This is a genomic window from Kitasatospora sp. NPDC048722 (genome assembly GCF_040650235.1).
In the GTDB taxonomy this organism is placed as follows: domain Bacteria; phylum Actinomycetota; class Actinomycetes; order Streptomycetales; family Streptomycetaceae; genus Kitasatospora.
This window is the reverse complement of sequence record NZ_JBEZGX010000096.1, coordinates 1-22736: the sequence shown is the minus strand read 5'-3', so window position 1 is coordinate 22736 and position 22736 is coordinate 1. Positions and strand designations below refer to the sequence as shown.

16 protein-coding genes and 2 pseudogenes are annotated in these 22736 nt (G+C 71.3%); 10 read left to right on the top strand and 8 right to left on the bottom strand.

Annotated features, from left to right (window positions below; genetic code table 11):
• Positions 1-1970: M4 family metallopeptidase (locus tag AB0C76_RS39265; RefSeq protein ID WP_359974962.1), on the bottom strand; the 1970-nt coding region annotated here is incomplete at its 3' end.
• Positions 1971-2542: 572 nt separating this feature from the next.
• Complete coding sequence (gene pulA, locus AB0C76_RS39260) at positions 2543-8044, bottom strand: pullulanase-type alpha-1,6-glucosidase (protein ID WP_359974960.1); 5502 nt, start codon at positions 8042-8044, stop codon at positions 2543-2545.
• Between the two features lie 327 nt (positions 8045-8371).
• Between pulA and AB0C76_RS39255 the strand changes: the two genes are divergently transcribed.
• Positions 8372-9334, top strand: coding sequence for a phosphatase PAP2 family protein (locus AB0C76_RS39255; protein WP_359974958.1), 963 nt, complete (start codon positions 8372-8374; stop codon positions 9332-9334).
• A gap of 63 nt (positions 9335-9397) precedes the next feature.
• Here the strand turns inward: AB0C76_RS39255 and AB0C76_RS39250 are convergent, their stop codons facing one another.
• Both AB0C76_RS39250 and AB0C76_RS39245 read right to left on the bottom strand, forming a co-directional pair.
• Positions 9398-12427 (bottom strand): bifunctional [glutamine synthetase] adenylyltransferase/[glutamine synthetase]-adenylyl-L-tyrosine phosphorylase, encoded by a 3030-nt coding sequence (locus AB0C76_RS39250; protein WP_359974964.1) that lies wholly within the window; start codon positions 12425-12427, stop codon positions 9398-9400.
• A gap of 117 nt (positions 12428-12544) precedes the next feature.
• The gene (locus AB0C76_RS39245) at positions 12545-13771 is read right to left on the bottom strand and encodes a glycosyltransferase family 2 protein (RefSeq protein WP_359974957.1); all 1227 of its coding nucleotides are present in this window, start codon (positions 13769-13771) and stop codon (positions 12545-12547) included.
• A 336-nt stretch (positions 13772-14107) separates the two neighbouring features.
• On the opposite strand from AB0C76_RS39245, the gene AB0C76_RS39240 reads away from it, so the two are divergent.
• Positions 14108-14905, top strand: a complete 798-nt coding sequence (locus tag AB0C76_RS39240; protein WP_359974955.1) for a beta-glucanase — start codon at positions 14108-14110, stop codon at positions 14903-14905.
• Positions 14906-14929: 24 nt separating this feature from the next.
• Here the strand turns inward: AB0C76_RS39240 and AB0C76_RS39235 are convergent, their stop codons facing one another.
• Together AB0C76_RS39235 and AB0C76_RS39230 are read right to left on the bottom strand one after the other, a co-directional pair.
• Entirely contained in the window at positions 14930-15646 is a 717-nt protein-coding gene (locus tag AB0C76_RS39235; RefSeq protein WP_359974953.1) for a class E sortase, read from the bottom strand.
• Between the two features lie 180 nt (positions 15647-15826).
• Positions 15827-15913, bottom strand: a pseudogene (locus AB0C76_RS39230) (glutamine synthetase); the annotation flags it as partial.
• Between the two features lie 485 nt (positions 15914-16398).
• Between AB0C76_RS39230 and AB0C76_RS39225 the strand changes: the two are divergent.
• The 3 genes from AB0C76_RS39225 (at position 16399) to AB0C76_RS39215 (ending at position 18340) form a co-directional block, all read left to right on the top strand.
• Positions 16399-16884 carry a hypothetical protein gene (locus AB0C76_RS39225; protein WP_359974951.1) on the top strand — a complete coding sequence of 162 codons (486 nt, stop codon included), beginning with the start codon at positions 16399-16401 and terminating at the stop codon, positions 16882-16884.
• 447 nt (positions 16885-17331) lie between these two features.
• A complete protein-coding gene (locus tag AB0C76_RS39220; protein ID WP_359974949.1) occupies positions 17332-17766 on the top strand; it encodes a GntR family transcriptional regulator in 435 nt (144 codons plus the stop codon).
• 28 nt (positions 17767-17794) lie between these two features.
• Entirely contained in the window at positions 17795-18340 is a 546-nt protein-coding gene (locus tag AB0C76_RS39215) for an HD domain-containing protein (RefSeq protein ID WP_359974947.1), read from the top strand.
• On the opposite strand, the gene AB0C76_RS39210 is transcribed toward AB0C76_RS39215, so the two are convergent.
• Positions 18337-18810, bottom strand: a complete 474-nt coding sequence (locus tag AB0C76_RS39210) for an NUDIX domain-containing protein (protein ID WP_359974945.1) — start codon at positions 18808-18810, stop codon at positions 18337-18339. The two genes, AB0C76_RS39215 and AB0C76_RS39210, sit on opposite strands and share 4 nt — an antisense overlap.
• On the bottom strand, positions 18807-19580 hold the full coding sequence (locus AB0C76_RS39205) for a helix-turn-helix transcriptional regulator (RefSeq protein ID WP_359974943.1): 774 nt from the start codon (positions 19578-19580) through the stop codon (positions 18807-18809). Before AB0C76_RS39205 ends, AB0C76_RS39210 begins: the two co-directional genes overlap by 4 nt.
• A gap of 709 nt (positions 19581-20289) precedes the next feature.
• Between AB0C76_RS39205 and AB0C76_RS39200 the strand changes: the two genes are divergently transcribed.
• The 5 genes and pseudogenes from AB0C76_RS39200 to AB0C76_RS39180 form a co-directional block, all read left to right on the top strand.
• Positions 20290-20532 (top strand): hypothetical protein, encoded by a 243-nt coding sequence (locus AB0C76_RS39200; protein ID WP_359974942.1) that lies wholly within the window; start codon positions 20290-20292, stop codon positions 20530-20532.
• Entirely contained in the window at positions 20532-20897 is a 366-nt protein-coding gene (locus AB0C76_RS39195) for a WhiB family transcriptional regulator (RefSeq protein ID WP_359974940.1), read from the top strand. Before AB0C76_RS39200 ends, AB0C76_RS39195 begins: the two co-directional genes overlap by 1 nt.
• A complete protein-coding gene (locus AB0C76_RS39190) occupies positions 20897-21163 on the top strand; it encodes a hypothetical protein (protein WP_359974938.1) in 267 nt (88 codons plus the stop codon). The genes AB0C76_RS39195 and AB0C76_RS39190 overlap by 1 nt, the downstream gene beginning before the upstream one ends.
• The gene (locus tag AB0C76_RS39185) at positions 21160-22314 is read left to right on the top strand and encodes a hypothetical protein (protein ID WP_359974936.1); all 1155 of its coding nucleotides are present in this window, start codon (positions 21160-21162) and stop codon (positions 22312-22314) included. Before AB0C76_RS39190 ends, AB0C76_RS39185 begins: the two co-directional genes overlap by 4 nt.
• Before the next feature lie 107 nt (positions 22315-22421).
• Positions 22422-22736 (top strand): annotated as a pseudogene (locus AB0C76_RS39180) (transcriptional regulator); the annotation flags it as partial.

Below are 22736 nucleotides of genomic sequence, written 5' to 3'. Positions count from 1 at the left end.
TTGTCGATCACACCGCTCGACGCCGTCCACGGCGCCGCCGCACCCGTCTCGAAGCCCGCGTTGCCCAGCAGCTGCGTCGGCGTGCAGCCGCCGCCACCGCCCGAGACGCTCCAGGAGAAGCTGGTCGTCGCGGTCTTGCCGCCCGCGTCCGTGACCGTGACGGTCACGTTGTAGTTGCCCGCGGTGGAGGCCGTGCCGGAGATCACGCCGGTCGAGGAGTTGATCGACAGGCCGGTGGGCAGGCCGGTGGCGGAGTACGACAGCGGCGCGGTGCCGCCCGAGGCCTGGATCTGCAGGTTCACCGAGCCGTTCAGCGCGGTGGACTGGCTGCCCGGGTTGGTGACGCTGACGCCGCCCGGGTTCGGCGGCACCTGGCCGACGTTGACGCCCGCCCACGCGAGACCCACCTGGTAGACCTCGTTGCTGTTCGCGCCGTAGAGGTCGGTGGCCGCGCTGACCGTCGCCGTGCGCGCGGCGGCGTAGTCGGTGGTCGAGGTCATGTAGGCGGTGAGCGCCTTGTACCAGATCTGCTTGGCCTTGTCCCGGCCGATGCCCGCGACGGTGACGTTGTTGGCCGTCGGGCTGTTGTAGTTGAACCCGTTGATGCTCTTCGCGCCGCTGCCCTCCGACAGCAGGTAGAAGAAGTGGTTCGCGACACCGGACGAGTAGTGGACGTCCAGGTTGCCGACGCCCGAGTACCACGAGTCCGCCGAGGAGCCGTCCTTGGAGGGCTGGTCCATGTAGCGCAGCGGGGTGCCGTTGCCGTTGATGTTGAGCTGGATGCCGATGAAGTAGTTCGGCGGCGTGGAGGCCAGGTTCGCGTTGAACTCGACCATCTTGCCCATGATGTCGGAGGTGGCCTCGTTGAGGCCGCCGGACTCACCGGAGTAGTTGAGGTTGGCCGTGGCCGCGGTGACGCCGTGGCTCATCTCGTGGCCGGCCACGTCGAGCGCGGTCAGCGGATGGGTGTTGCCGGAGCCGTCGCCGTAGGTCATGCAGAAGCAGGAGTCGTCCCAGAACGCGTTCACGTAGTTGTTGTCGTAGTGGACGCGGCTGTACGCGCCGACACCGTCGTTGCGGATGCCGTTGCGGTTGAAGGCGCTCTTGTAGAAGTCCCAGGTCGCGGCGACGCCGTACTGGGCGTCCACGGCGGCGGACTCGCTGTTGCTGGCGCTGCCGTTGCCCCACGTGTCGGTGGACTTGGCGTACAGCGTGCCGTTGCCGGACGTGCCGTTGCTCATGTTGGTCGTGTACTGGCCGCCGCGGGTGGTGTCCTTGAGCTGGTACTGCCCGCCGCTCTGGGTGGTGGTGAGCGGCACGTTTCCGACGTACACGCCGGTGCCGGTGCCGGTCTCGATGGTCTCGTTCTTGCTGAGCACCTCGCCGGTCGCCGCGTCGGTGACGACGTGCAGGCGGCTCGGGGTGCCGTCGTCCGCCTTGCCGGTGACGACGGTCTCGTACGCGAGCCGCGGGGTGCCCTTGGCGGCGAAGACCACCAGGCGCGGCGCGGCCTCCAGCGCGGCGCCCGACTCGGCGGCCAGCGCGCTCTCCTGGGCCTTCGGCGCGGCGAGCGCGGGGGTGGTGTCCAGGCCCGCCAGGACGGCGTCGCTGGCCTTGGTCACGCCCTTCGTGGCGCCGGCGGCGGTCTGGTGGACGACCAGGTCGCCGCCGAGGACCGGGAGTCCGGCGTAGGTGCGCTCGTACCGCAGGTGGCGGTCGCCGTTCGTGTCCTGGACGGCGTCCTTGGCGACGAGCTTCTCCTGGCCGCTCAGCCCGATGCTCTGGGCGAGGCTCGCGGCCTGCTGGTTCGCCGACGAGAGGAGCTCCGCACGGGCGGAGAGCTGCTGGGCGACGACCGTCGGCGCGTCGGGGGCGGCCGCCTGGGCGATGACCGGGATGCCGGTCACCAGCAGCGCGGTGGTGGCGGCCATGACGACCGCCGCCTTCCGGGCGTGGGTGTAGCGGGACATGCGGACTCCTTAACCGACCGGCGCGGGTGTGCGCACGGTGGAGGGCGACCTGGGCCGCGGGGTTGCGGCGCAGTGGGGGCCCCCGGCGGCGGTGTGCGCCAGGGGTGCAGCGGTGCTCACAGAGTCAGGTGCAGAGGGGGTGCAGGTGTGCGTTGCGCGCAAAGGTGCGCACGGGGAACGTCGCCGCAGCGAGGGAGAGTTGGGGGGGTCCCTCGTCAGCAGCAGGGGGAATCGTGGCAGCAAATGAGCCGTTAATGACAGATGCATGCCATGGTTTGGCCGATTCGAGTCCGCACCGGGCGATCGCGAAGTGCTTCAACCGCGTTACAGGTAAAGGCACTTACAACAACGGTTTTCATGAGCGCCAAATGGTTCGGATCCCCCGCACCGGCACTGACCAGCGCTCAGGCCGGCGTCGGAGCGCCCGGCCGGGACGCAGCGTCCGCGGGGCCCGACACGTCACCTTTCCGGCCGTGCCACCGTACGGTTCCGGCCATTTCGAGCGGTGCCGGGAACGAACCCGGGCCCGGCACCGCCACAACGGCGCTACCGGGCCCGGGAGTCGGAGGTCGTCAGCCCTGGACGAACACCGCCACGGTGCGGCCGGGCACGGTGAACGTGCCGGTCGCGGCGTCGAAGCCGGACTGCTTGACCACCGGGTCCGCGCCGCCCGCCTGGACGGGGTGCAGCGCCTGAGCCGTCCCCTTCAGTGCGGCCACCGTCTGGGTCTGCGCCGTGGGCGTGGCGTTGAAGACCACGGTGACTCCCTTCTCGGCGCCGGCCAGGCCGGTGCCGTCCAGGTGCAGGGTGATCACCCCGGGCGTCTCACCGGCGGTGCCGGAGAGCGGGTAGGACAGCCGCTGCTGGACGTCGGCGAGGGTCGGCAGGGAGAACAGCGGCGAGGACTGCTTGATCCGCAGGAAGTCCTGGAACTGTGCCGTGGTCGCCCGGATGTCGTCCGCGCCGACGGTCAACTTGGGGTTGGCCAGGAGCGATTGGGCCGTCGGCCAGAGCTCCTTGTTGTCCGCCGCCATCGGCAGGCCGCGACCCCAGCCGTTGCCGTCCGCAGCACTCCAGTGGATCGCGTTGAACCAGTCACCCGAGTTGTAGGAGTTCGAGTCGAGCGACTTCGAGCGCAGCAGGTCGCTGCCCGCCTGGGCGAAGCCCGCGCCCTGGGTGAGCGCGGTGAGCGAGAGCCCGAGCGCCTGCATCCGGGCCCGGTCGGCGGAGGCGGTGCCGGTGGGCAGCTTGTAGGCGAGGGCGTCGAACAGGTCGGTGTTGTCGTGGGCGTCCACGTACTCCACCGCCTCGCCCGGCCTGCTCGCGTACCCGGTCGGGGCGCCGTTGTAGTCGACCTGGGCACCGGTGACGGCCTTGCCGGAGCTGTCGGTGAAGGCGTAGCCGGCCAGGTTGCCGGTCAGTCCGACCTTCAGCTGGTCCATCTCGTGCAGGAGACGGGCCTTCTGCTGCTCGGGCGTGCCGTTGGCGGGCGAGCCGTTCGGGTCGGTGTACAGGCCGGAGGCGAAGCCCTGCTGCGGCGCGGAACCGAGCATGAAGTTGCCGCCACGGGCGGCGTCGCGCATCCGGTCGTCGAAGGTCGCGATGCCGGTGCCGGCCATGTTGGCCTGGGTGGCCTGGACGAACCGGGCGTCGTTGGCGACGGTGCCGAAGTTCCAGCCCTCGCCGTACAGGAAGACGTTCCTCCCGTCGACGCCGTCCGAGTCCGGCGTCATCTTCCGCAGCGCGGCCTGCACGTCGAGCATGGTGGACTTCGGGTCGAGGCCCATCAGGTCGAAGCGGAAGCCGTCGACGCGGTACTCGCGTGCCCACAGCGTGACCGAGTCGACGACGAGCCGGTTCATCATGGCGTGCTCGGGCGCGGTGTCCGAACAGCAACTGTCCGTCGTCACCTTGCCGTTGGCATCCAGCCGCTGGTAGTAGCCGGGCACCACCTTGTCCAGCACCGAGTTCTCGTCCTGGCCGCTGGCGGCGGTGTGGTTGAAGACGACGTCCAGCACGACGCGCAGCCCGGCCTCGTGCATGGCCTGCACCATCTGCCGGAACTGCACGGTACGGGCGGTCCCGTTCGGATCCGTGGCGTACGTGCCCTCCGGCACGTTGTAGTGCAGCGGGTCGTACCCCCAGTTGTACGCGTCGTCCGCGGCGACGGCGGCCACGCACTCCTGCTGCTTCGGGCCGTCCGGCGGAAGGGACTTGAGGTCGCAGGGCGGCAGCTTCTGCCCGGCCCTGTCCTTCGGGATGGACGCGATGTCGAAGGTCGGCAGCAGGTGGATCGTGGTCACGCCGGCCTTGGCGAGGTCCCGAAGGTGCTGCATCCCGGCCGAGCCGGACTCGGTGAACGCCAGGTAGGTGCCGCGCTCGGCGGCGGGGACGGTGGCGTCCTCGACCGAGAAGTCGCGGACGTGCAGTTCCTGGATCCGCTGCTTCGCCGGCGGGACGGCCGCCGGGACGTTCTGGTCCTCCCAGCCCTTGGGCTTGAGCTCCTTGGCGTCGAGGTTCGCCACCAGGCTGCGCCTGGAATCGGCGGACAGCGCGACCGAGTACGGGTCGGTGACGGTGTTGACGACGGTCCGCTGCACCGAGGGCGCCCAGACCTTCACCTGGTACACGTAGTACTTGCCGTCCAACTCGGCCTTGTCACGGACGACTTCCCACACGCCGGTCTCGTCGTCCAGCTTCATCGGCAGCGTCTTCGGAATGCCCCCGGCGGCGCTGTCGAAGACCTGGACGGACATCTCCTGCGCGGTCGGCGCCCACACGGACAGCGCGACCTTGCCGTCGTAGTACGCCGGGCCGAAGTCGACCCGGCCGGTCTTCCCGGCGTACAAGTCGTCCAGCACGCCCGGGATCTGCACCCCGGTCGCGGCCAGGGCGGCGCCGCTCGGCAGGTGTTCGGTGAACAGCAGCTGGCTGCGCAGCGCGGCGGGCACGCGCGCGGCGTCCCGGGCGTCCACGGTGAAGGCCCGGTAGCCCGCCAGATGCGGGAACCTGGCCTTCTGCGCGTCGGTCAGCCCGCCCTGGACGGGGGCGAGCCGGATCCACTTGCCCGGCTCGGTCAGCACGCCCTTGTCGGCGCGGATGCCGCCCGCGGGGTCGTAGACGAGCTGGGCGCTGGTGCCGCCGGCGAGCGCCGCGTCGGCAGCGCCGTAGTTCGCGGGGACGACGACGGTCTTCGCGTCGATCCACTGGGCCTTGGCGGTGCCGGGGTCCAACTGCGAGGAGGCGGCCGCGTTCTGCGGCAGCAGGTAGCCCTCGCGGCCGCCGAGGATCCACACCTCCCGGCCGTTGACCGAGAAGTCCAGCGACTGGTCGCCCGGCAGGTCCTTGTCGTTGCCGTTGTGGAGGATGTAGCTGAGGCTGGTCGCCCCGGGGGCGAGCGGTACCTCGAAGACGTCTCCGAAGGCGTCGCGGCGCACCGGCATCAGCGGCTTGCCCCAGTCGGTGGGGTTCGCGGCACCGGTCCAGTCGTGCAGGCCCCAGCCGTCGTAGTCGCCGTCGGCCCGGTTGTAGTGGATGACGGCGGTGCCGGCCGGCGGCGTGCCCGTCGGTCCGGGATCGGTGGTGCGCACGGCCGGGTCGCCCTGCTTGACCCAGACCTCGCCGGTGCTGCCGAGGTCGACGTGCCGGTCGGCGTCGACGTCCTTGACACCGTCCTTCTCGACGATGAACCCGACGTCCGAGGCGCCCGGCTTGAGCCGCACGTACGCGAAGGCACCGTACGCGTCCCGGCCGGTGAAGCCGTGCCCGGCCGGCCACTGGGTCGATTCGCCGTCCGCGAGGTCGCCCCAGGCGTAGAGGTTCCAGCCGTCGTAGTTCCCGTCCGGCCGGTTGTAGTGCACGACGGCGTACGGGCGCGCGGTGGCCGTCGGCACGGGCTTGGGGGCCGGGGTGCCGGTGGTGAAGCTCGCGGTGGCGGAGCGCAGGTGGCCGCTGGAGTCCTGCACGACCGCCTTGTAGCGGACGACCGTGCCGGGGGCGACGGCGCTCAGGTCCTGGGTGACGGCGTACTTCCCGGTGTCGGCGGTGCCGAGCGTCTGCCAGGGCCCGCTGCCGACCTGCGCGGCGAACGTCACGCGGTCGAAGCCGCCGTCCGTCCTCGCCCCGATCGTCACGAGCCCGGTCGAGCCGTCCGCGGGCGGCTGCACCGAGATCTGCGGCGCGGCGGCGACCGGCGCGAGCCTGGCGCCCGCCTTGTAGACGACGGAGGACAGCGCCGGCACGGTGACGGTCACCTTGCGGTCGGCGCCGCTGGTCGCCCGCTCCCCCGCGGACGGGTAGATCCGGTCGAAGGCCATCCCGGCGGAGAACGTGTCCAGGGTGACGGTCTTCGCCTCGGTGGCGTTGTTGACCGCCACCAGGTACTCGACCTGCTGCCCGGCGTCGATCCGGGAGAACGCGTACACGCCCGCGCCGTCGGCGGCGTACCGCTCGATCTGGGCGCCGTCGGCGAGCGCCGGGTTGTCGCGGCGCAGCTGGGCGAGGCCCGCGATGCCCCGGTAGAGCTCGCCGCCCTGCCCGTACCGGTCGGCCGCTCCCGGCGCGCCGCCGAGCACGCGGTCGGCGTTGTAGGACGCCGTCCGCGAGGCGAACACGTCCTGCCGGGCGTCCTTGTCGCCGCCCGCGCCGGTGAAGCCCTGCTCGTCGCCGTAGTAGACGACGGGCTGCCCGCGGGTGAGGAACTGCAGCTCGTTGCCGAGCCGGTCCTTCTTCAGCAGGGTGGCGTCGTCGGCGCCCGGGTTGTCGGCGAGGAGGAAGGAGCCGAAGCGGCCCATGTCGTGGTTGCCGAGGAAGGTCGGCAGCTCGTACGCGTCGGTGTCGGCGCTGGTGTAGCGGTAGTCCTGGCCGTAGACGTCGGCGAGGTTCTTCGCCGAGCCGCCCTGCGAGACGTACGAGCGCGCGGCGCCCTGGAACGGGAAGTCGAGCGTGGCCTGGAGCCTGCCCTTGGTGACGTACGGCGAGGTGACCGCCGGGTCGCCGGAGTAGACCTCGCCGAACATGAAGAACTTCTTGTTGCCCTGCTTGGCGGCGAAGTCCTTGAGCGCCGGCGCCCACTGCTGCCAGAAGGCCATGTTGACGTGCTTGACGGTATCGATCCGGAAGCCGTCCACGCCGGCGTCCTTCACCCACTGCTCGTAGACCTTCTCGAAGCCCTTCACCACGCGGGGGTTCTGGGTGTCGAGGTCGTCGAGCCCGCTGAAGTCGCCCTCGGTCGCGGACTCGCCGACGAAGGTCGAGTCGCCGCGGTTGTGGTACAGCGAAGGGTCGTTGAGCCAGGACGGGGTCTTGGCGGTCGCGTCGGCGGGGGTGCGGAAGACCGGGGTGTAGGGGAAGGAGTCCTTGGTGATCTTCGGCCAGGGTGCTCCGCCGTCGGCCACGGCCGTCTCGTCGACCGGATTGCCGTCGGCGTCGAGCGTCGGGTAGGCGCCGGTCGAGCGGTAGGCGTGCTGCTGCTCCGCGTCGTCGATGACGTCGGCGGTGTGGTTGGTGATGACGTCGAAGAAGACCTTGATGCCGCGGGCGTGCGCCTTGGCTATCAGCTCCCTGAGCTGGTCGTTGGTGCCGAAGTGCGGGTCGACCTGGGTGAAGTCGGTGATCCAGTAGCCGTGGTACCCGGCCGAGGCGTCGGCACCGGTGCCCTGCACGGGCTTGTTCTTGAAGATCGGCGCCATCCAGATCGCGGTGGTGCCGAGGTTCTGGATGTAGTCGAGCTTCTGGATCAGGCCGGCCAGGTCGCCGCCGTGGTAGAAGCCCTTGTCGGCGGGGTCGAAGCCGTTGTCCAGCCGCCCGCCGGTGATGCCGCCGGTGTCGTTGGCGCTGTCACCGTTGGCGAAGCGGTCCGGCAGGACGAAGTAGAACTGCTCGCGGGTGAGGTCGTGCCGCCCGGCGGTGGCCGCCAGCGCGGCGTCCGACGGCGGGGCGGGTGGGGCGGCGGCCATGGCCGCGGGGGCGCCGCCGAGGGTGGCGGCGGTCAGTGCGGAGGCGAGCAGGACGGCCGTGCGGCCGGGTCTGCGTCGTGGGGTGCTCCGCCGGGGGCTGAGCGGCGTATCGGCCACTGAGGGCTCCCTTAGGGGAAGGGGCGGTCGAGTTCCCTGGAAGCTAGCGGCCTGCAATATGTTTCAGCAAGATGCAGAAACGGTTTCGTGCGGGGAAAATGCAGCGCCCGGCCGGTCCGCGAACCCTCCGGGCACCCCGATTGCGCGCCCCGCACCGGTCGGCGCGACAATGGGACGTATGCCCGTCCCACCGGTAAGCACCAGACCCGACCTCACCCCCTACCCCGGTGGGAGTCGCCCCCTAACCCTCAAGGGGGACAGCCGGTGAAGAATCCACTTCCAGAGGATGAGCGGACGGCTACGGGACGTCTGGCAGACTTCTCGTCCATGGGGGAACCGACCGAGATCCAGCAAGCCGGCGCGCGGCGCGCCGACCAGGCGCACGGTGGTGGTTCCGGAGCACGCCCGGCCCCGGCCGGCGGCCCCGACGGAGCCACCCACGCCGCCCGCTCGCGCACCGCGGCCCTGCGCGACCGCGTCCGCGACCAGCGCCGCTCCCCGGCCCGGCCGCGGATCTGGTTCGAACTCGCCCTGATCGGCATCAGCTACTGGCTGTACTCGATCGTCCGGAACGCCGTTCCGGAGCAGGAGGCGATAGCCCAGAAGCACGCCCGCTGGATCTGGGACCTGGAGCAGAACCTCGGCATCGCGGTCGAGCGCTCCGTCAACCACGCCGCGGACGGCGTCGGGTGGCTCATCACGGGGATGAACTACTACTACGCGACGCTGCACTTCATCATCACGATCGGCGTGCTGGTCTGGCTCTACCGCAGCCACCCCGGCCGCTACGTCGCCGCCCGCACGGTGCTCTTCGTCACCACCGGGATCGCCCTCGTCGGCTTCTACTTCTTCCCGCTGGCCCCGCCGCGGCTGATGACCGACGGCGGCTTCATCGACACGGTGAAGACCCACGGCACCTGGGGCTCGTTCGCCTCCGGGCCCGCCGCGCACGTCTCCAACCTGTACGCGGCGATGCCCTCGATGCACATCGGCTGGTCGATGTGGTGCGGTCTGGCGATCTTCTTCCTGGCCCGCCGGACGTGGGTCCGGGTGCTCGGCCTGATGTACCCGCTGGCCACACTGGTGGTCATCATCTCGACCGCCAACCACTTCTGGATGGACGCCGTCGGCGGCGAGATCTGCCTGACGGTGGGCTTCCTCACCGCCCGCTGGATCTACCACGAGTGGGTCTACAAGCTGCCGCGGGTGCCCGCCCGGGAGACGGCGGAGGAGCCGATCACCGTCCCCGAGCAGTGGAGCGAGCCGGCCGTCGGCAGCGGCCGCCGCTAGACCGCGAAGAGACGCACGGAGGGGCCCCGCGAGGGCCCCTCCCACGTTTCCGGCCCATCCGGCTCAGCCGTAGAACAGCCGCTCCACGACCGCCCGAGCCCGCCTGGTCGTCCGCCGGTAGTCGTCCACCAGCTCCCCGCTGTGCCCGGCGCCGTATCCGAGGTAGCGCGCCACCCCGGACAGCTCCCTGGCCTCCCCCGGGAAGCTGTCCCCCGGCCGGCCGCGCACCAGCATCACCGCCGCACGCACCCGGGAGGCCAGTACCCAGGCCGCGTCCAGCACGGCCGCGTCCTCCTCGCCGATCAGCCCCGCCCCGGCCGCCGCGGCCAGCGCCGCGCGGGTCCGGGTGGTACGCAGCCCGGGCAGCTCGTGCCCGTGCCGCATCTGGAACAGCTGCACGGTCCACTCGACGTCCGCCAGCCCGCCGCGGCCGATCTTGGTGTGCGTGGTCGGATCGGCGCCGCGCGGCAGCCGCTCGGCCTCGATCCGGGCCTTGATCCGGCGGATCTCCAGGAGGTCCCGCTCCGGCACCCCGCTGCCGGGGTAGCGCAGCGGGTCGATCAGCCGGCGGAACCGCGCGCCGAGTTCCTCGTCCCCGGCCACCGGCTCGGCGCGCAGCAGCGCCTGGCTCTCCCACGCGTGCGACCAGCGGCGGTAGTACGCCGCGTACGAGGCGAGGGTGCGCACCAGCGGGCCGCTGCGCCCCTCGGGCCGCAGGTCCGCGTCGACCAGCAGCGGGGGCTCGGTGGACGGCGCCCCGAGCAGCGTGCGCAGCTCGTTGCAGACCGCCTGGGCGGCCTTGGCGGCGTCCTGGTCCAGCGAGCCGAGCAGGGGCTCGTGGACGAAGAGCACGTCCGCGTCCGACCCGTAGCCCAGTTCGTGGCCTCCGAACCGGCCCATCGCGATGACGGCGATCCGGGTGGGCAGGTCCCCGTGCTCGGCCTCCCAGCCGGCCACGCAGGCCCGCAGCGCGCCCTGCAGGGTGGCGGCGTTGAGCGCGGTGAGCGCCTCGCCCGCGCTGTCCAGGGCCTCGGCGGGGTCGTCGCCGAGGCGGCCGAGGACGTCCGCGGCGGCCGTGCGGAACAGCTCGCGGCGCCGCACCGAACGGGCGGCGGCGACGGCCGCGGCGGTGCTCCCGGCGCGACCGACGGCGGCCAGTACCTCCTGCTCCAGGGTGGCCCGGCGGCGCGGTTCCAGACCCTGCGGATCGCCCAGCATGGCCACCGCCTCGGGCGCGCGCAGCAGCAGGTCGGGGGCGAGCCGCCCGGCCGACAGCACCCGGGCCAGGTGCTCGGCGGCGGCGCTCTCGTCGCGCAGCAGGCGCAGGTACCAGGGGGTGCGACCGAGCGCGTCGGAGACCTGGCGGAAGTTGAGCAGTCCGGCGTCCGGGTCGGCCGAGTCGGCGAACCAGCCGAGCATCACCGGCAGCAGCGTGCGCTGGATCGCCGCCTTGCGGCTGACCCCGGAGGCGAGCGCGGTGAGGTGGCGCAGCGCGGCGGCCGGGTCGGCGTAGCCGAGCGCCTCCAGCCTGGCCCGGGCCGCGTCCGGGGTCAACCCGGCCGCGCCGGGCGGCAGTTCGGCGACGGCGTCGAGCAGCGGGCGGTAGAACAGCTTCTCGTGCAGCCGCCGGACCTCGACGGCGTGCCGCTTCCACTCGCGCTGCAGTGCGGCGACCGGGTCGGCCCGGGTGTCGCCGTTGATCAGCCCGGCGAGCGAGCGGGCCAGCCGGCGCAGGTCCTCCTCACCGGTCGGCATGAGGTGGGTGCGGCGCAGCCGGTGCAGCTGGATGCGGTGCTCCAGCGAGCGCAGGAAGCGGTAGGCGGTGTCCAGCGAGGCGGCGTCGGCCCGGCCGACGTACCCGCCGCGGGAGAGCGCGGCCAGCGCCTCCAGAGTGTTGCCGCTGCGCAGCGCCGGGTCGGTGCGGCCGTGCACGAGCTGGAGCAGCTGGACGGAGAACTCGATGTCGCGCAGCCCGCCGGGGCCGAGTTTGAGCTGGCGGTCGACCTCGGTCACGGGGATGGAGTCGACCACCCGGCGGCGCATCTGCTGCACGTCCGCGACGAAGTTCTCCCGGGTGGCGGCCTGCCACACCAACGGCGCCAGCGCGTCCACGTACGCGGCGCCGAGCTCGGCGTCGCCGGCCACCGGGCGGGCCTTGAGCAGCGCCTGGAACTCCCAGGTCTTGGCCCAGCGCTGGTAGTACGCGACGTGGCTGGCCAGGGTGCGCACCAGCGGGCCGTTGCGGCCCTCGGGGCGGAGGTTGGCGTCCACCGGCCAGATGGTGCCCTCGCCGGTGGTGTCCGCGCAGAGCCGGGTGAGCGCGGCGGCCAGCCGGGTGGCGGCCTTGACGGCCTCGTGCTCGTCGACGCCCTCTCGCGGTTCGGCCACGTAGATGACGTCCACGTCGGAGACGTAGTTGAGCTCGCGCCCGCCGCACTTGCCCATGCCGATCACGGCGAGCCGGCAGGCCGCGGCGGCCCGCGGGTCCTGCTCGGCGGCGAGGTCGAGGGCGGTCTGCAGGGTGGCGCCGGCGAGGTCGGCGAGCTCGGCGGCGGTCTGGGCGAGGTCGGTGGTGCCGGACAGGTCGCGGGCGGCGATCGCGAGCAGGCAGCGGCGGTAGGCGACGCGCAGCGCGTCGGCCGGGCTGCGGGCCCCGCCCGTGCGGACGCCCTCGGCGAGGGCCCGCCGGAAGTCCTCCGGGCCGGGGTGCATGTCCCGCAGCTCGAAGGTGACCAGGGCGTGCCAGTCGTGCGGGTGCCGGGCGAGGTGGTCGCCGAGCGCGGTGGAGGCCCCGAGGACGCCGAGCAGGCGGTCGCGCAGCGGCTTGGAGGTGGTCAGGGTGTCGCGCAGGGTGTGCCGGTCGGCCTCGTCGGCGGCCTCCAGCAGCCGGGCGAGGCCCAGCAGGGCGAGGTCGGGGTCGGCGGTGGCTCCGAGCGCGTCCAGCAGGACGGGGTCGTCGGCCAGGCCCTCCAGGCCGGGCCCCGCAAGCAGCCGGACCGCCCGCGCGGGATCGGTGAACCCGCGCCGCACCAGCCGGATCTCCGGCCGGCTGACCCGGCTCCCGGCTCGCTGTCCCTCCTCCGCCATCGCCATCGTCATCGCCCTCCCGGCCCGCCCGGTCGCCCGCGCGAGTGCGCGGTCCCTGAACCTACCTTCCCAGGAGCCGGTCCACCCGCGCCACGGGGGCCGTGGCGCGGGTGCGGTCAGGTGTCAGGCCCGCTCCTGCGTCCGGTTCACCAGGTGCCAGAGCAGCGCCGCCAGCAGGACCGAACCGCTCGCGGCCGTGCCGGTCACGACCAGGGAGTCGCGGTTCAGCAGACTGCCGGAAACCGTGCCGACAAGGCCCGCGCCGACACCCGCGAGGGTGAGGCCGAGCCGCCTTCGCTCCGACATCCGGGTGATGACGACCTGCCGCCCCTGACGACCGGTCCAGGAGGTCAGGTGCCGGCCCAGCACCCATTCCCGGAACATCACCCAAAGGGAAAGCACGGTTCCCATGGTGCCCACCGCGAGATATGCCGGATAGCAGGTGAGAGTCCGCCGGATGCCGATCTGCAGGGCGGCCGTCCCGAAGGTCACGGCGACCATCATCAGGAACCAGACGCCCATCCACCGAAAAGCGTCGAAATGGGTGAACCTGGTGGCCAGCTGGTAGAGCAGCGAAAGATATCCGATGGCCATCAGGGCACTGTCCACGAGCATGGCACCGAATACCCGAGCGAATCCCCAGCTGCGGAGGAAAAGCCCGCGGTGCTTGTACAGCGCCTGCGCCCAGCCGGCAGCCCAGCGGTGGCTCTGCGCCCAGTAGACGGACCAGCTGCCCGGGTCGCGCACGCACACGTAGGCGCCCGCCACGAAGCCCGCCTTCCACCCCGCGCGGTTCATCTTGAGCGCGAGTTCGACGTCCTCGCAGAGACTGTCGGTGGACCAGCCGCCGACCGCCCGGACCGCCTCCGTGCGATACACACCCGCACAGCCGGACAGCACGGCGACCCAGCCGTGCCACGACTCCACCGTCCGGGACATCCGGTGCGCCGCCGCCCACTCGATCATGCGGGAGCGCTGGAACACGCCCTTCACGCTGTGCGGCGTGACGGACATGCAGACACCGCCGTAGCCCTTGGCGTTCATCCGCTCCAGGCACGTCTCCAGGGTCCGCTCGGAGGCGAAGTAGCCGTCTCCGTCGAGCAGGGCCACGAACTCGGTGGTCACCTCCGCGAGCGCGAGGTTGAGCACCTCCGCCTTGCTCCCCCGGTCGACCTCCAACACCTCGGCGCCGCACCGTCCGGCGATCGCCGCCGTGTCGTCGGTGCAGGAGTCCGCGATGACCAGCACGGTGCGCGGCGCCACCGTCTGATCGAAGGCGGACCTCACCGCGTCAGCGATGAAGTCCGCCTCGTTGTGCGCCGGGATCAGCACGGTCAGCGACTCGGTCACCGCCGGGCGAACCACTTCACGGCCGCACCGATCGCGGCGGCAGCACCGCCGGTCGCCAGCAGCGCCAGCGAGGCGACACCGGTATGAGCGAGTCCGTACATGGATATTCCTCACTGCTGGTCCGAACCCTTGCGGTGAATTCACCCGCGAATTCAAAGGGAATTAACGAGCATTGGGCCACCGCCATAAAACCCGCATGATTTCTACCACGGCCCGGACCTATCCACACCATTAACACACCAATCCGCGGCGGGCGAGCGGGGGCGGGCACGGGGAATTCATCCAGACGGCTCCACCCGCTGCGCGGGCCGATCGCCCGGCGGGGATCCTTGCGCCATGGCCCTCCGAATACTGATGGCGACGGCGGTGACGGTCGTCGCGACGTGCACCGCCACCCCGTCATCGGCTGCCCCCCTCCCCCCGCCGGCGCGGGACACCACGGTGCTGCTGGAACGGTTCGGCACCCTCGACGTCGGACCGGGCCGGGCCTGGGGCTGGAAAACTGCCGCGTATGCCAACTGCACCGACAATCCGAACAGTTGGAAACTCGATCGACTGACCACCGACGCGCTGAGCACCGCCTCCGGGCACCTGACCATCACCGCCACCTCTCCCGACGACGGCTCCTGGAGCACCGGCCTGCTGACCACCGGCGACTCCTGCGACTCCGGCGGCAGCGGGTTCCAGCTCCGCACCGGCGACCTGGTGACGGTGCACGTCCGGCTGCCCGCCGCGGACACCGGCGCCTGGCCCTGCCTGTGGACCTGGCAGGACGGCGGTCACGAGCTCGACCTGTTCGAGTGGTACGCCGACCACCCGGACCGGATCGAGTTCGTCAATCACGTGCGCCCGAGCAGCACCGTCTACTCCGGCCCGGACATCGGCCCCGAACGCTGGGTGTACGTGGCGGTCAGGCTCGGTGCCGACAGCGACACCTGGTACGTCGGGCCGTCCCCTGACCGGCTGACCGCGGTCTGGTCCGACGGGACCGGCGTCGGACCGGACTTCTCCGCCTACCTGATCCTCAACCTCTCGATCGGCGACGGGACCTTCCACTCCCCGCCGTCCGGCACCGACACGGTCACCATGGAGACCGACCTGATGCGGGTCGACCGTCCCCCGCAGGGGCGCTGACCGTGCGGTCCGGCCGGGGTCCCCTCAGCGCAACTCCGCCGGCAGCACCCGCCCGGGTGTCATCGCCTCCTCCCGGACCAGGCTCCCCCAGACCACCAGACGGTAGAGCGAGGTGTAGGCCGGCGTGCAGGTCGTCAGGGTGATGTAGCGCCCCGGCGAGGTGTAGGGCGAGCCGACGGGAACCGGCGCGATCACGCCCACGTCGTCCGGGGAGGTCTCCGGCAGTACGCCGTCGACCCGGTAGACGTACCAGCGGGTCCTGGTCTCGACGACCACGGCGTCGCCAGGACCCACCCGGTCCAGATCGTGGAACTTGGCACCGTGGCCGTCCCGGTGCGCCGCCAGCGCGAAGTTCCCCTCGCCCTCCCACGGCGGTACCGAGCGGTGCGGCACGGTGTACGCGCCGGCCACGCCCTCCGCCAGGGTCTCGTCGTCCGTACCGAGCCTGATCAGCACCTGGTAGTCCCGGCCGAGGGCCGGCACGTGCAGGAAACCGAGATCGCCGTGGTCCGGCGCCGGCTCGGGCCCGGGTGCCGGTGTGGCGAGCGGGGACGCGGCGACCGCCCAGTCGCCACGCAGCCGGGCCGCGGCACCGTCCGCCTCCCGGTTCGCCACCAGGTCGGTCCACCAGACCGAGTACGCCGCGAACAGCACCACCACCACGCCCAGGGTCAGCAGCAGGTCGCCCAGCCCTCGGACCACCGCCCGCACCACCGCACCGACGTTCCGCCGCTCCGCCACCCCGGCCCTCCTTCACGCCGCCGGCCCGACCATCGCGGTCACTCCAGCGGCCCCGCCCGGCCACCGCAAGCCGACACACGCCCGCGCGGCGGGACCGGCCCGTATGCAGTAACCCGCCGCGCACCGGAACGTGCGAAGGCCCGCCCGGCGGTGGGTCGCCGGGCGGGCCTGGGGGCCGGTTCAGAGCACCTGGAGGTTCTTCCGGAGCTCGAAGGGGGTGACCTCGGAGCGGTACTCCTCCCACTCCTGGCGCTTGTTGCGCAGGAACTGATGTCGCCGCAGGACGCGATCGATCAGCCGCCGATCACCGGCTTCGGGGCGGTCGTTGGTCGGTGTTGTCGGTCGCCGTTGGCTGGCCCGGGACGGCCCACAGACGGCCCGAGTGAGGCCCCGAGATCAGGTGCCAGAAGGATCGCGCAGAACAACGGGTAGGCAACGGGTGGCATTTGGGGAGAACCACCTCGTTGAGCCGGTGCAGAATACCGACCATGCCGCCCAGGAGGAGACCGCGCCGGTCGTATCGCCCGCTAACAGCGCAGTGCGGGCGTCCGACCATGAAAGGCACCCCTTGCTTGCTTCGGGAGTTGCCTGGGCTAGGCGGTGGGTGCAGGCATCACAACACCGAGGAGGACCGAAGGACGGCAGCAACCGCCGCGCGCGACGAGGCGCGGCGCGCAGCACAGCGGCGAGAGGCAGCCCGGAAGCATGACCAGGCGGTCAGGCAGTGGGTCCTTGCCGGGATATCCGCACTGATGCTGTTCGCCATAGGCTCGTGTGGTTGGAAAACCTGGCAGGAGCACTCTCAGGAGGGCGCATGCAAGCCGCATCGTGAGGAGGCCCTGCGGCTTGATCAAGAAACGGCGAAGGTCCACATACCGCTGGTGTTGCCGATGGACCCTGCGGTCGAGCGTCTGTCCATCTGGCAGCCGGAGATCGACCTCTCGCTGCCGGATCAAGGAGCATCCGAGGCCGCAGTCGCTGAGGCGTACCGGGTCAAGCGGGCGCGTGCCGGGAAGGCCGCCCAGGTCGTGATGGATCACAAGGACTGCTTCGACAAGCACGTCATCAGCCGCGCCGCCGATGTCGAGAAGTCCCCTGCGCGTGTCTCACGCGTGGACATGCCTCAAGCAGCGACATGCGCCGACGGCTGGCCCTCCGGGGCGATTGGCAAGCGCGGCGCCTGCTCACATCACGGCGGGGTCGCACACGGAGCCCCATGGGCAACCCTGAACTTCTAGGCCGTTCCTTCTCTGACCTGTGCCGAAACCATCAGCAGGGCCGTTGCTCCCGCATACCTCACAGGTTCCTACGCCCACCTGTCCGGTAGGGCTGAAACACCCCGGGGTGTTACCCTCCAAGGCTCCCGGACAGCAACCTCTGAGCTGTCCGGCCCCCTGTCCGGCAAATCCTCACAGCTCAGCGCACCTCACAGGACACCCGGACAGCCCGGACACTTGCCTGTGCTCCGGCTGTCCCAGCGCCCTGAGGCAGGTACTCGAAGGCCGGGGACGGGTAGCGATTCGCTACCCGTCCCCGGCCCCTTTTGCGTTTCAGCTCACGGATGACCGGGCTATCCGTCTGCACTCCTGCGGCCCGGAGCCATAGACGGTCAGCGCACAGGCTGGCAACCGTCCCCTGCGATCGTTCATCCTGACTAGGTATCTGCCTCAACAAGGGAGTGGCTAGTGCCTGAGCGGAGCCCCCGCGGTACCTACCTGCGGATCGCGGACGCGATCGAGAGCGAGATCAGTGGAGACTCCACCGTGACGTCGCTTCCCTCCGAAGCCCGGCTGATGGAGACGCATGGTGTCGGGCGCACCACGGTACGCCGGGCCCTTGACTCCCTCGCGGCCAAGGGCCTCATCAAGTCGCGCCCCGGAGCCGGATGGATCGTCGTGGGCGCCGAGCCCAAGGTTCCCGTACTCGACCAGCTCACCGCCCTGGCCCGAACCCTCGACGTCGGTGCCGACTTTCCCTCGGAGAAGGAACTCACCGAGACAACCGGCGCCGCGAGAGGCACCGTTCGGCGAGCCCTCGCGCAATTGGAAGGGGCCGGCGTCCTCGAAGTGCGCCATGGAAAGGGTCGACGCGTCCGCGCCCTTCCTGTTGATCATTCCTGACCACAATCACCAAGGAGCAGATACAACCGTGTGGGCCTACGAGCTTGCCGAGTCCCTTCTGTCCACCGATCTGCCGCGCCGCTGGTCCCACTCCAAGGGAGTGGCCTATAAGGCGCGCAGCCTCGCCGGCATTCTCGGTCCGGATGCCGAACTGCTGGAGTCCGCTGCGGTCCTGCACGATGTCGGCTACTCGCCGCGGATCGCAGACACCGGCTTCCACCCGCTCGACGGAGCGCGGTTCCTGCGCGCGGAAAACGTGGACGAGCGAGTCGTTCGGCTGGTCGCCCACCACTCGTGCGCGCTGCTCGAAGCGGAGGAACGCGGACTCCGGCGAGAGCTGGAGGAGGAGTTCCCACTAGAGGAGCCGCACCTGGTGGACGCGCTGATCTACTGCGACATGACCACCACGCCAGACGGCACGCCAACGGCGACGCCCGACCGGATCGCGGAGATCGTGGGGCGGTACGGCCCTGACAGCGTCGTCGGCCGATTCATCCGCCGTGCCGAGCCGGAGATCGACGCGGCTGCGCGCCGGGTCGAAGGCCGATTGCTCCAGGCCCGCGCCACCGCCTAGCCGATGTACGGCTGCACTCGGGCAGTCTCCAAGCCGTGCCTGATCCGCAGTCGCATGGACGGGTGAATGTCCAGGTCGTCGAGGTCCGCCGGGTCCACCCAGCGGACCTCCTTCGACTCCGAGCTCGTCCGCAGGTCACCGCCGACAGGCCGAGCCTTGAAGCAGATGGAGAACTGCTGCCGAACCTCGCCGTCGTCGTACGCCATGACGTGCCCGGGGTCCGTGTACAGGCCGACGACGGAGTCGACCGCGACGTCGATTCCCGTCTCCTCGCGCACCTCGCGGACCACCGTGTCTGCCACGGATTCCCCGATGTCGTGCCCACCTCCGGGAAGGGCCCACAGGTTGTTGTCGGTCTTGTGGATCAGCAACAGCCGTCCCGCGTCGTCCGTCACCACAGCGGTGACCGAGGGCACGACGGAGTTCGCCGGCGGGGCGGCCGGGTCATGGAAGTAGTCGATACGGCTCATGCTGCGGCCTCACTTTCGAGCTGGGGCGAGGTGATGATCCGGGAACTCTCCCAGATGCGTTCGATGCTCGCCGCGTACGTGCTGAACAGCTCTCCACCAGGCACCTGAGAGAGATGCAGGACCGGGGCCAGGTAGGCCCCGACCCCGTAGACGTGCCCATTGACGAGCAGGTCATCGTCGGCGCGGTAGAGGGAGTTGTAGAGCGTCGTCGAGTGGAGCCGGAACTCGACTCCGGGGATCCCGAACAGCGGCGCGTAGTTGGCAAGCGCATTCCGAATCTTGCCTGCCATAGCGGGCCCGATCCCCTCATCCTCACCTCGCTGAGCCACGCCAGGACTGTCGGGATCTCCCAGCATGAGCCGTACGGGCACGCCAGCCTGGGCCTTCTCCCGGATGAGCCGGAAGAACAGCGGGTCCTCCGAGAGCCAGAAGCCGGCGTAGACCACCAGGTCGAAGTGACGTGTCGCCTTCGCGTAGAGGGATGTCCACAACTCCTTTGGCACGACCGCACGGTGCGGGTAGAGCTTCACCAGCTCCGCCCGCCCAGCCTCGGCGGTCGCGCTGCTGGTCTGCTCGTCCGACCACAGCTCCGACAGGTCCCGCTGCAACAGGTTGGCGAGCGCGTATTGGAAGCGCCGGTAGGGCCGCCGTCCATCCTTGGCTTCCACCCACCGCTCCACCGTCCGAGGGCTTGTTCCCAGCCGCTCGGCAATCTGCTCAAGCGTCAACTTGCTCGCGAGGATCGCCCCTCGAAGCCTCTCATTGGCCATCTCGCCCTCCCCTGGACGACGTTGCGGCGCTTGGACGATCTGGGACGACTTGACCGTAGCGAAGTCGGACCGTAGCCGTCCAGATGCGCCGTGTTCCGACGGGACTGGAGCGCCGAATCTAGTGATGCGCGGTCGGGAATCTCCGACCGAACCAAACGAAGGACTTGACGCAGCGTCGGCTTATCGGCATCGTAAGAGACATGTTCAACATGTCTCGCATGGCGAGGCGGGCGAACTGACAGCCCTTCTTTGGGCTGCCTGAACTGCACAAACGCATCATCGACAACTCAAGAGAGTGATCCACCACCGCAGTCCATCCGTGACCACACCGGTCGGGGTGAGTGGAGACCAGTCGGCAGAGAAGGGGCGCACGCCCTGACACCTCGGACCGCCCTTAAGACGGCGGCCGTACATGGGACACGCAGCCGACTCAAAAGAACGGCGCGGCGGACATTCGCCGGCGACGACCCCCGGGAGCGATCTCCCCGGGGCGAGCCAGGACCGCGTCCAGACGAGACCAAACCCCTTGCTTCACCAGTGACCACGGTCCCCGACACACCCCGCGCCTCGTGCGGCGGGTGCGTGCCGGGGAGCCGCGGCTGCTCGTGACGTCGAGTGGCCTGGGCCCTCACGAAGCGGGCCGCCGCGCTCCCGGCCAAGGATCGCGTGGCGGCCCCGGGCCCACCACCAACTGAGAAGAGGTGACCCCGTGCGACTGATTGTTGCAGGACAGGAGGCCCATTCGGCCTCGGAATTCGCCGAGCTCGCGCTCGGCGTGGACGCGGAACCGCCCACCGCCGACGGCGACCGCGAGTCGACCGCCGAGCGGGTGGTGCGCCTCGCGGTGGCACGGGATGGACTGCGGGGCCTGGCCCCGGCGCCGGCCCGCACCGCCAGGACGCTCCGCCGCCCGGAGCGCTTCCAGGCGCTGGACTGGAAGGCGGCCGCGTGATGACCCGGATCGTTCGCCGCAGCATCCGCGGCACCACCACCCCCGCCTTCGCCGAGCGCGCCGTCCAGTCGGCCGCCAAGGCCATCGTGATCGCCCTGTCGCCGGACGAGGACCTGTCCGGCGCCGCCTGCACCCGCCCCGGCGTGAACCCGGACTGGTTCTTCCCGGCCGACGAGGACGAGCTCGGCGAGCACCGCGCGAAGCGGATCTGCGCCAACTGCCCGGTGCGCGAGATGTGCCTCGCGCTGGCGCTCAGGCGTCGCGAGCCGTCCGGCATCTTCGGCGGCCTGGACGTGACCGAGCGCAAGGAACTCATCCAGAGCCGGCGCGGCGCGGCGGCCGGCTGGGACGGGAGGGTCGCGTGATGGCCCACTTCAAGCGCTTCGCCTGGGCGGCCGGACTGCTCGCCCTGGCCTTCCCGGCCGCCGCCAAGACCGTCCTCGCCTTCGTCGCCGCGCTCGTCGCGCTGCTGCTGGCCCACCCGGCTGGCGCGTGCGCGGCGGGAGCGGGACTGCTTCTCGCGAGCACCCTGCCCGCCGCGGGCCGCCGCGCCGCCCGCGCCCACCGCCGCCGTCAGGTGCGCGGCCTGATGTCCACGATCCGCTTCGACATCGCCGGAGGAGCCCGATGAGCGTCACCGAGCTGCGGCCCACCGGCCGCACCCGCACCCCGGCAAAGTCGGCGTCGAAAGAGGCCGCCGAGGCCGAGGCCCTGCGCGCCAAGACCGAGGCCGCCAAGGCCGCCGCCGACATCGCCAACCAGCTCAAGGCCGCGAAGGCCGCCGGCGAGATCGCCGAGGGCGAGGCCAGGGCCGAGGAGATCCGGGCACAGGCCGCCGAGCGCCGCGCCGAGGCCGCCCGCAAGCGGGCCGAGGCCGAGGCCGCGCGCGAGAAGGCCCAGCTCTCGGCCGAGCAGTGGCGCAAGTACGCAAAGGCCATCGCAATCACCTGCGTGGTCGTGTCGCTGCCCTTGCAGCTCATGGCGTTCTGGTCGCCCAGCGCGCCGTTCCTGCTCGCCGCCCCGCTCGTCCTCGAAGGCCTCGCGTGGGCACTGCTCAAGGGCGCCGAGGCCGCGATCGACGAAGGCCGCCCGTCCTGGCACTACCGGGCCCTGGCGGGTGCGGTCGCGCTGTTCGCCGCCGCCGTCAACTACCTGCACGGCTCGGCCGAGTTCGGCCTCGGCACCGGACTCGGCGGGGCGTTCTGCTCGCTGGCCGGCCCGATGGTGTGGGACCTGCACGAGCACGGCCGCATCCTCAAGCGCGAGGGCCGCAAGTCCCGCCGCGAACGCCGCGAGGAAGCCCGCAAGCTCGCCGCCGAGGCGATCGAGAAGAAGGCCGCCGAACAGCGCGAGATGGACGAGCGCGACGCCCGCGAGACCATCCGCTCGCAGCAGTGGCCGCCGGTGTGGGAGCGCGCCGTCGCCCTCGCCGCCGCCCTCGGCGAACTCCACCCGAGCGAGCCGACGTGGAAGCGTGCCTGGGACGACGTCGAGGGCACCGCGCTCGGCGACACGGCCACCGTCATCGCCGCCCGCGTGGCCGCCAAGGCCGCCGTGAAGGACGCCGCCAAGGACCCGGCAAACCCGGGCGAAAAGGCGGAAAAGCCGCAGGTCGAATCCCAGGTGACCACCCCCTCCAAGGCCCCCGGCGTGAAGGCCGTGGACGGGCGCCGCAACAACGGCGGCAAGCCCCCCGTGCGCCGCGCCGGCGACACCCTCGCCTTCTCGCCCGTCGCCCGCCGCGCCATGTCCCTCGCCGCCCGCCAGCGCACCGCCCGCTGAACCGCGAGCACCCCGCCGCACTCCGCTCCGGCCGCCCCGCCCGCGCGGCGGCCGGGCGACATCAACCATCGCGTTGCGCAACCGAATTGGTTCCCCGGAGGGACACCATGACCAGCGTCCGCGCCGCCCGCTTCGCCGCCTCCTACGCCCTGCTCCGCGCCGCCGCCGACGTGGCGGACCACTGGATCCAGACGGACCACCAGGGCTCGACCAAGGGCCAGCACGACCACAACGACGGGCAGTCCAGCGCGGCCGGCCGCCGCGCCTGCGCCGCCCACGTCGCCACCTACACCGCGACCCAGGGCGCCGCCCTGCTGGCCGGCACCCGCCTGCTCGGCGTCCGCCTGCGGCCCGGCCCCGTGGCCGGAACCCTGGCTGGGCACCGCCCCGGCTCATGGAGATCTCGTCGCGGCGAAGGCGCT

What these genes read in the sequence shown, in the direction of transcription:
- AB0C76_RS39240 (WP_359974955.1), top strand. Translation starts at nt 14,108, where the DNA reads ATGGCCCTCCGAATACTGATGGCGACGGCGGTGACGGTCGTCGCGACG.
- AB0C76_RS39210 (WP_359974945.1), bottom strand. Translation starts at nt 18,810, where the DNA reads ATGAGCCGTATCGACTACTTCCATGACCCGGCCGCCCCGCCGGCGAAC.
- AB0C76_RS39185 (WP_359974936.1), top strand. Translation starts at nt 21,160, where the DNA reads ATGAGCGTCACCGAGCTGCGGCCCACCGGCCGCACCCGCACCCCGGCA.
- AB0C76_RS39225 (WP_359974951.1), top strand. Translation starts at nt 16,399, where the DNA reads ATGCTGTTCGCCATAGGCTCGTGTGGTTGGAAAACCTGGCAGGAGCAC.
- AB0C76_RS39195 (WP_359974940.1), top strand. Translation starts at nt 20,532, where the DNA reads ATGACCCGGATCGTTCGCCGCAGCATCCGCGGCACCACCACCCCCGCC.
- AB0C76_RS39255 (WP_359974958.1), top strand. Translation starts at nt 8,372, where the DNA reads ATGGGGGAACCGACCGAGATCCAGCAAGCCGGCGCGCGGCGCGCCGAC.
- AB0C76_RS39205 (WP_359974943.1), bottom strand. Translation starts at nt 19,580, where the DNA reads ATGGCCAATGAGAGGCTTCGAGGGGCGATCCTCGCGAGCAAGTTGACG.
- AB0C76_RS39190 (WP_359974938.1), top strand. Translation starts at nt 20,897, where the DNA reads ATGGCCCACTTCAAGCGCTTCGCCTGGGCGGCCGGACTGCTCGCCCTG.
- AB0C76_RS39250 (WP_359974964.1), bottom strand. Translation starts at nt 12,427, where the DNA reads ATGGCGATGGCGGAGGAGGGACAGCGAGCCGGGAGCCGGGTCAGCCGG.